This is a genomic window from Mangrovicoccus ximenensis (genome assembly GCF_003056725.1).
GTDB lineage: Bacteria > Pseudomonadota > Alphaproteobacteria > Rhodobacterales > Rhodobacteraceae > Mangrovicoccus > Mangrovicoccus ximenensis.
The window spans coordinates 1-2,138 of sequence record NZ_QBKZ01000030.1; the positions used below are offsets into that span (position 1 = coordinate 1).

General features: G+C 68.0%; 1 protein-coding gene and 1 pseudogene. Both read right to left on the reverse strand.

Annotation, left to right across the window (positions count from 1 at the left end):
- Positions 1-134: 134 nt before the first annotated feature.
- Positions 135-1,370: a carbohydrate ABC transporter permease gene (locus tag C7T91_RS31000; RefSeq protein ID WP_108263641.1), complete on the reverse strand. Its 1,236-nt coding sequence runs from the start codon at positions 1,368-1,370 to the stop codon at positions 135-137.
- Positions 1,371-1,404: 34 nt separating this feature from the next.
- Positions 1,405-2,138: pseudogene (locus C7T91_RS31005) on the reverse strand (carbohydrate ABC transporter substrate-binding protein); the annotation flags it as partial.

Sequence of the window (2,138 nt, forward strand, 5' to 3'; positions counted from 1 at the left end):
GAGCCCCCAGAGGAGAGAGGGGCGCATTGCCTCGCCGGTGGCGAAGCTCCCGGCGACGGCGACCACCAGGGCGATGGTCAGGCACCAGAGCGCGCCGATCGCCGGGCCGGCCAGATATCCGCGATGGAGCACCTTCACAGCCCTTCCTCCCGGCTGACATATCTGAAGAAGACGAAGGAAAACGCCACGAGGCAGCCGAAGACGACCACGGCGACCGCCGCGCCCGCGCCGATATTCGAGACGGCAAAGGCCTGTTCGTAGACATTGACGGTCAGCGTCCGCGTCCCGGCATTCCCCCCAGTCAGCAGGAAGATGTCGTCGAACTTGTTGAAGGTCCAGATGAAGCGCAGCAGGAACAGCACCGAGAGGATGCCCAGCAGCTGCGGCAGGCTGAGATACCAGAATTTCTGGAAGGGCGAGGCGCCGTCCATGTCGGCGGCCTCGTACATGTCGGTGTCGATCGACTGCATCCGCGCGAGGATGAACAGGAACGACAGCGGGAAGTAGCGCCAGATCTCGAAGACCGTCACCATGACCAGCGCCAGCGGCCGCTCGCCGAAGAAGTTGATCGCGCTTTCGGTCATTCCCATCCGGATCAGCAGCGCATTGGCCGAGCCCGAGAACGGATCGAAGAGGATCACCCAGGTGAAGGCCACCGCGATCACCGGCGCGACGTAGGGAAACAGGTAGAGTCCGCGCAGCAGGCCCTGGCCGCGGAAGTCGCGGTCGAGGAGCAGTGCCGCGAAGAGCCCGACGACCAGCGCGCCGATGGTGCCGAAGACCGTGTAGAACAGCGTCGCCCCGAGCACGCCCCAGAACTCGGCCCCGTCGAAGATGCGCGCGAAGTTCTCCGTCGTGAAGTCGAGATTGGTGAGGATGTTGGGGGCGCTCCCGTCCATCTGCGGCAGGCTGTCTTCGGCCGCGGCTTCGGCGGCCTCCGCATCGCCCGAGAGCGTCACCGGGATCTCGATCTCGTCGCGGCCGCCGGGCGCCAGATCGCCCAGATCGCAGGCCAGGGCCGCGCCCTCGATCCTGCAGCGCGGGTCTACCGCGCCCGCGGCGGCCAGCCCCTCCGGCAGGATGTCCGCCAGGGTGACGCCCGAGATCGTCTCGGCCTGCGAGGAATTGCGGATGCGGTATTGCAGGCGCAGGCTGTCTTCCGGGCCGCGGAGCGCTTCGCGCACCACCGGCGCGGGCGGGCGCAGATCGGCCAGGCCGACCGGCTTGAAGCTGATCCAGAAGATCGCCAGCAGCGGCAGGATCACCACCGCGGCGACGATTGCGAGCGTCGGCAGGAGAAGGCCCCAGGCCAGCCGCGCCTCGCGGCGGGCCAGCGGACCGGCGGATTTCGGGGGATGCGCGTGGGTCATGGCGACGGGGCGGCGCCAGGGCCGCCCGCTCCGGTCACTCGATGGCGGCCAGGCCGTCATTCATCTTGGCCACCGCCTCGGAAGCGCCGATATCGCCGTCGATGAATTCGCGCACCACGCGGTTGATGACCTGGGCGTTGACCATCTTCGAGGCCAGGGAGAGCTGTCCTTCGGCCACGCCCCAGCGCTGCGCGACATCCAGCCCGCCGACGATCTCGTCGATCATCGCCGCGTCATAGAGATCGCCCAGGGGCGCCTTGCGGTCGACGCCGACATCGAGCTGCGACCAGGCCTCGACGAATTCGGACGGGTTTTCGGCCGTGCCGCGGCGCACCGGGAACTTGCCCTCGGGCGCCATCGACAGGAACTGCGCATAGCCCGGCCCCATCGCCCATTCGACGAACTGCTCCGCCTCGTCGAAATCGGCATCGGCGGTGATCCCGAAATAGCGGATGTCGCCCCAGGCGGCGCCGTCATCGTTCGACGGTCCGGCGAAATTGGTGACGATCCCGGTCTTCGAGGCCAGCTCGGGCGAGGTCGGGTCGTCGTTGATCGTCGGCGGCGCGCTGTCGCGCAGCCCGGCAAGCTCGTCGAGGATGAAGGGCGACCAGATGACCATCGCTGCCTGCCCGCCGAAATAGAGCGCCCGCGACTGGTCCCAATAGAGCTCGCCCTCGGGCGAGGCATCGGCCAGCGCCTTGTAGAACTCCAGCACCTCGACGGTCTTCGCCTCGTCGAAGCCCTTGAACCCGTCCGGCCCGACCGGCG

Coding starts and splice junctions, on each gene's coding strand:
- C7T91_RS31000 (WP_108263641.1), bottom strand. CDS start 1,370: ATGACCCACGCGCATCCCCCGAAATCCGCCGGTCCGCTGGCCCGCCGC.